Here is a 6808-nt window from a genome sequence, read left to right on the forward strand (position 1 = left end):
GCCCTTTGACGGGCCTTGCCAATTATCGCCATGAACGCCCCCATTGCAAGCAAGCACCTGGCTGCCCAGGCACGCAACAACGACACGCCGCGCCTGCGTGAAATCCCCTACAACTACACCTCGTACTCAGACCGGGAAATTGTCCTGCGACTGCTGGGTGAGGAAGCCTGGGAAAAGCTGTCCGAGCTTCGCTCCGAACGCCGCACCGGCCGCTCCGCCCGCATGCTGTTTGAAGTCCTCGGTGATATCTGGGTCGTCAAGCGCAACCCCTATTTGCAGGACGATCTGCTGGACAATCCCAAGCGCCAGCATCAACTGATCGAAGCCCTGAATCATCGTCTGAACGAGATCGATCAGCGTCGTGACAGTGCCGTGCCCGATCGCGATGCAAAGGTTTTGCGCCTGTTGCACGCCGCCCGGGGTGCCGTCGCTGCGTTCGAGCAGGAATTTACCGATACCCGCGAACTGCGCCAGAAGATCGTGCGTTCACTCTCGCGTCTGACCGCCAAGGACAACATCAAGTTTGATGGCCTGTCGCGTGTCTCGCACGTCACTGACGCGACCGACTGGCGTGTGGAGTACCCGTTTGTCGTGCTCACGCCCGATCACGAAAACGAAATGGCCGCCCTGGTTCGCGCCTGTATTGAACTGAAGCTGACCATCATCCCGCGCGGAGGTGGTACCGGGTATACCGGTGGCGCCATTCCACTGAGCTGGCGCTCGGTTGTGATCAACACCGAAAAGCTGGACACCATTGGCAAGCCTGAACAAATCACGCTGCCTGGCATGTCCGAACCGGTCACCACGATTCTGACCGGCGCCGGCGTGGTTACCCGCCGTGTCGCCGATGCGGCCGAAGCCGCAGGTACCGTCTTCGCGGTCGATCCCACCTCTGCCGATGCCTCCTGTGTCGGCGGCAATATCGCCATGAACGCGGGTGGTAAAAAAGCCGTACTGTGGGGCACCGCGCTGGACAACCTGGCCTGGTGGCGCATGGTCGATGCCCAGGGCAACTGGCTGGAAGTGACCCGTCTTGAGCACAATATGGGCAAGATCCACGACGTGGAAATGGCCCACTTTGAAGTCAAATGGTTTGATGGCCGTTACGCCCCCGGCGCCCAACTGCTGCGCAGCGAAACCTTGCACATTGAAGGCCGCCGTTTCCGCAAGGAAGGCCTGGGCAAGGACGTAACCGACAAATTCCTGGCCGGTTTGCCAGGTATCCAGAAAGAAGGCTGTGATGGCCTGATCACACAGGCGCGCTGGGTATTGCACCGCATGCCGGCGCATACTCGCACCGTCTGTATGGAGTTTTTCGGCCAGGCCAAACAGGCCGTGCCCTCCATTGTGGAAGTCATTGACTACCTGAATGGCGAAGGCAAGCGTATCGGCGCCATTCTGGCCGGTCTGGAGCACTTGGACGAACGCTATCTGCGCGCTGTGGGCTATGCCACCAAGAGCAAGCGCGATGGCCTGCCCAAGATGGTTCTGATTGGCGACATCGTGGGCGATGACCCCGATGCTGTGGCAACGGCCGCCTCGGAAGTCGTGCGTCTGGCCAATGGCCGCTCCGGTGAGGGTTTTGTGGCGGTCAGTGCCGAAGCACGCAAGAAGTTCTGGGCCGACCGTGCCCGTACTGCTGCCATTGCCCGCCACACCAACGCCTTCAAAATCAACGAAGACGTGGTGATCCCCCTACGCCGCATGGGCGAGTACACCGAAGAAATTGAACGCATCAATATCGAGCTATCCACGGACAACAAGCTGCGTCTTACCCGTGAGCTGGAAGATTTCCTGCAAGGCGATCTGCCCGTTGGCAAGATCGAGGACCACAACGATGCCGAGCACACCCGCGAAGAAATTCTGAACGAGCGTCGTCACGACGCCCTTCAGGTGGTACGCAGCGTGCGCCAGCGCTGGCAGTGGTTGCAGGACAACCTGGACAAGCCCCTGAAAGACGCGCGGGCCGAGCTGGCCGAGATTGGCGTGCCGCTGGACAGCGCCGCCATCGACGCCCGTTTGCAGGCCGACCCGGACACCTCGATCTTCCAGCTATTACAAGACCACACCATCCGCACATCCTGGAAGAGCGAGATTCGCGAGAATCTGGAACACATTTTCCCAGGCGCCGACTGTGCTGCGGTGCTGGCCGAACTGCAGGCCATTCACGACCGCGTGCTCAAAAGCCGTGTATTTGTCGCCCTGCACATGCACGCTGGCGACGGAAACGTACACACCAACATCCCCGTGAACTCAGATGACTACGGCATGCTGCAGCAAGCCAATGTCACCGTCGCCCGCATCATGCAAATTGCACGCGGTCTGGACGGCGTGATTTCCGGTGAGCACGGTATTGGCCTGACCAAGTACGAGTTCCTGACTCAAGAAGAGCTGGAACCTTTCCAGAACTACAAGCGCGAAGTGGACCCGAACAACCACTTCAACGCTGGCAAGCTGATGCCCGGTGCGGACTTGAGCCGCGCCTGGACCCCCAGCTTCAACCTGCTGGGCCACGAATCGCTGATCATGCAACGCAGCGAGATTGGCTCCATCTCACACGCCATCAAGGATTGCTTGCGTTGCGGCAAGTGCAAACCGGTCTGTGCCACCCATGTGCCACGCGCCAACCTGCTGTACTCGCCCCGCAACAAGATTCTGGCCACCTCTTTGTTGATCGAAGCCTTCCTGTACGAAGAGCAGACACGCCGCGGGATCAGCCTGAAGCACTGGGAAGAGTTTGAAGACGTGGGCGACCACTGCACCTTGTGCCACAAGTGCTACAACCCCTGTCCGGTCGATATCGACTTTGGCGATGTGTCCATGGAAATGCGTTCCTTGCTGAACCGCATGGGCAAGAAGTCTTTTAATCCGGGCTCGGCCGCGGCCATGTTCTTTCTGAACGCCAAAGATCCGCGCGTCATCAAAGCGACGCGTACCGCCATGATCGAGGTGGGCTACAAGGCGCAGCGTGCTGCTCACAATCTGCTGGCGGCGCCGGCACGCAAACAGGTCAGTGCGCCGCCTGCCACGATTGGCAAGGCACCGATTCGCGAGCAGATCATTCACTTTGTCAACCGCAAGATGCCCGGTGGCCTGCCCAAACAGACTGCCCGTAAACTGCTGGACATCGAGAACTCGGACTATATCCCTATCATTCGCAATCCCGAAGCCACCTCGGTAGATTCGGAAGCCGTGTTCTATTTCCCCGGCTGTGGTTCGGAGCGCTTGTTCTCGCAAGTCGGTCTGGCAACCCAGGCCATGCTCTGGCATGTTGGCGTGCAGACTGTGCTGCCTCCAGGCTATCTGTGCTGTGGCTACCCGCAGCGTGGCAGCGGCCAAAGCGACAAAGCCGAGAAGATGATCACCGACAACCGTGTGTTGTTCCATCGCATGGCCACCACCCTGAACTACCTGGACATCAAAACCGTGGTGGTGAGCTGTGGGACCTGTTACGACCAGTTGGCAGGCTACGAGTTCGACAAGATTTTCCCCGGTTGCCGTCTGATCGATATTCACGAGTTTCTGCTGGAAAAAGGACTGAAACTGGAAGATGTGCAAGGCGTACGCTATATGTACCATGACCCTTGTCACAGTCCCATGAAGCTGCAGGACCCCATGAAAACGGTCAAATCCCTGGTGGGCGATAGCACCATCAAGGCAGACCGCTGCTGTGGCGAGTCCGGCACGCTGGCGGTGTCACGCCCAGACATCTCCACGCAGATCCGTTTCCGCAAACACGAAGAGCTGCAGAAGAACCAGGATGCTGTTCGCGCCGATGGTTTCCAGGGCGAAGTCAAAGTGCTGACTTCCTGTCCTTCCTGTCTGCAAGGCTTGTCCCGTTACGAGGACGAAACCAAGATGGATGCGGATTACATCGTGGTGGAAATGGCCAAGCACATGCTGGGTGAGAACTGGATGGCGGACTACGTCCGCCGTGCCAACGACGGTGGTATCGAGCGCGTGCTGGTGTAAGCCTCGCGCCTCACATTCCGCAAACAGGCCGGCTTTATGTCGGCCTGTTTTGTAAATGCCATATCGGTATTGTTTAGCACTGGGCAGCCCCCCAGGTAAAAGCGTTCCTCGGTGGGCAGCTACACGAAGAAGCAGCATGGGGCTTTCTTGATCGCTGAGCCATTAGCAAGATAAAGGTGCCCGGCAACGGATAACGCGACAACGGTGCCATGAGGAGGCTTTTCTGTCGGGCCACTCAAGCTAATATCCCCTTCGCAGCACCTCCCGCACAAGACGCTGTATGGACGCTTTTTCAGAATAGGTGTTTTTATGTCTATGGATGATCCATTGTTGCTCAGCCTCCAACGCCTACTGCGCAGCGAACGGACTGCTTCGCTGGGCACGCTCAGCAACCAGGGTTTGCCGGTGGTTTCCCGCGTTCCCTTTGCGATCTGCCCCGAGCAAGCCAACATCATCATTCACATCAGTGAAATGGCGGCCCACACCCGTTATCTCATGCAACGTCCCGACGCCAGTCTGATGGTCAGCCAAAGCGAACATGGACAGGATGCCGTCCATGACCTGCCACGCGTCACCTTTCAGGTGCTGGCCCGCCAGCTCGAACGAGGTCAGGCCGATTTTGATCAGGCCCGGAAAGCCTATATAAGACGCTTCCCCGATATGGAGTTTCTCTGTCATTTCACGGACTTTCACTTCTTTGCTTTGGATCTGGTACGCGTGCGCCATATTGCAGGCTTTGCTGCCGCACGTACGTTGAAGCCTGAACCGGTACGTGCCCTGTTGGCAGAATCATCAACAGGTCAGGACTGACGCCTCCTTGAATCAATACGCACTACCGCTCTACTCCATTGCCTGTGCCTTGACCGCTTACTGCGGTTTTCCACCGCAAATTCAGTCTAGTGGGTTTCGGGTAAAAGGCCGATTTGTTGTCACTTTGCTGCCGCTACCGCAATAAAATCCGGAGCCGCTGGTTTTCTCAGCAGTTGAGCAGCCCCTCGATTAAACGCCCCTCTTCCTACGTAAAGCCTCCGCGCACCCGCCTCGCCAAGAGATAAAGGTGTCACGTTTTTGCCGCTCTCAAACGCTAAAAATGACAAAACGTAAATTCAGTCGCTATAAGATTCAACGGCCATGACGTTAAATGTAATGCGGAAAACTGATCGGTACCCATGCACGACGACTTGCCGCCACGTCTAAGACCCCCCTGGAGAGGAAGAGATGTCGAACAAGACACGCAGCACCTATGTTCTGGTGCAGATGGCGATGCTGACCCTGGCTTTGCCCGGCATTGCGTATGCTGAGCCTGACAGCACACTGGAACAATGGCGCAGCAAAGAATATAAGCGCCAGTCTGGTCTAGATATGGTCAATGCCGCCAAAGCCTATTCACTGGGTTTTACCGGCAAAGGCGTCACTGTCGGCTATCTGGACTCTGGCATTGAGGCCAAGCACCCTGAGTTTGCAGGGGCCATTGCAGGCGGCTTTGACTTCAACACAAATACCGCCTACGCCAACGGCCAAGGCATAGACTCCGACCCACCGTCAGGTCACGGCAGCCACGTTGCAGGCATTATCGGCGCACGTCGTGACGGCGTTGGCATGCATGGTGTCGCGTTCAACAGTCAGCTTTTTGCCGTCGCTTACGACGGCACGGATGAGGACGACGACATGCTTGGCAATGATCCATATGAACCCGACCCGCGTGAAGCGGCCGCCGCCTTTGATCGCGTCGCCTCGCAAGGCTGGAACTATTTGGCACAGTTCAAGCTGCCTATCATCAACAGCAGCTTGGGGGTCAATGGCTGCAATGATGTCAGTTCCCCCCCCCCCTGCAATGTCGTGGATTATGGCTCCCCCGAAGGTGTACTGGATTGGCAGCCGCTGGCGATCAACGCATTTCACAACAGCGTAGCAGCAGGCTCTCTCATGGTATTTGCTACCGGCAACGAATCTCAGGACCACCCTGACCTGCTGGCTGGCTCCCCCTATTGGTTCCCCGAGCTGAAAGACAACTGGCTGGCTGTAACGGCCCTGGCTGAGGATGGCTCCCTGGCTTCCTACGCCAATAAATGCGGAGTTGCTGCCGAGTGGTGTCTGGCCGCCCCGGGGGGTGACGATAAGCCCGGCATCAATTCGGTCAATTCCTCGGGTGGCTATATCGCTTTTAGCGGCACCTCCATGGCCGCCCCGCATGTCGCGGGTGGAGCGGCTTTGGTCAAGGAGGCCTTCCCCTATTTCACCGCTTATCATTTGCAGCAAACCCTGCTGACTACCGCCACCGACATGGGCGACCCCAGCACGTACGGCTGGGGCCTGATGAATGTAGGCAAGGCCGTGCAAGGGCCCGCGCAATTTACCCGCCTGTTCGACGTCGATACGCTGGGCTACAACTCGACTTTCGCCAATGACATCAAGGGCACAGGCGGCTTGCACAAGCGCGGCGCCGGCTCTTTGGAGCTGACGGGCAATAACAGCTATACCGGCGACACCACCGTCAGCGGTGGTCGTCTGGCCGTCAATGGCACGCTGGCTTCTGCTGTGATCGTTGAGCGTGAGGGAACGCTGGGGGGGGCCGGTACGGTCGCACAGGTCGATAACTACGGCACCTTGGCCCCCGGCAACTCGGTGGGCACACTGACCGTCAGCGGCGATTACACCGCCCATGCTGGCTCAATACATGAACTGGAGGTTGGCCCTGCTGGTGCAAACGATCGTCTGGTCGTCGGGGGGGCCGCCCATATCGACGGCACCCTGAAGCTGGCCGGCGGCCCTTTCCGTCAAAACGTCGCCTATTCCTTCGTGGACGCAGCACAGGGCGTGACCGGGAAATACAGCC

General features: G+C 58.3%; 3 protein-coding genes. All 3 read left to right on the forward strand.

The window, feature by feature from the left end; all coding sequences use genetic code 11:
• The first annotated feature begins 30 nt into the window (after nucleotides 1-30).
• Nucleotides 31-3972, forward strand: a complete 3942-nt coding sequence (locus V6936_RS16510; protein WP_219235172.1) for a DUF3683 domain-containing protein — start codon at nucleotides 31-33, stop codon at nucleotides 3970-3972.
• Nucleotides 3973-4281: 309 nt separating this feature from the next.
• Nucleotides 4282-4782 (forward strand): pyridoxamine 5'-phosphate oxidase family protein, encoded by a 501-nt coding sequence (locus V6936_RS16515; RefSeq protein WP_039943404.1) that lies wholly within the window; start codon nucleotides 4282-4284, stop codon nucleotides 4780-4782.
• Between the two features lie 408 nt (nucleotides 4783-5190).
• Nucleotides 5191-6808, forward strand: a 1618-nt coding sequence (locus V6936_RS16520; RefSeq protein WP_336580135.1) for a S8 family serine peptidase, incomplete at its 3' end; no start/stop codon positions are given.

The sequence above is a fragment of the Alcaligenes sp. CHO6 genome (assembly GCF_037120595.1).
GTDB classification, from domain to species: domain Bacteria; phylum Pseudomonadota; class Gammaproteobacteria; order Burkholderiales; family Burkholderiaceae_B; genus Alcaligenes; species Alcaligenes ammonioxydans.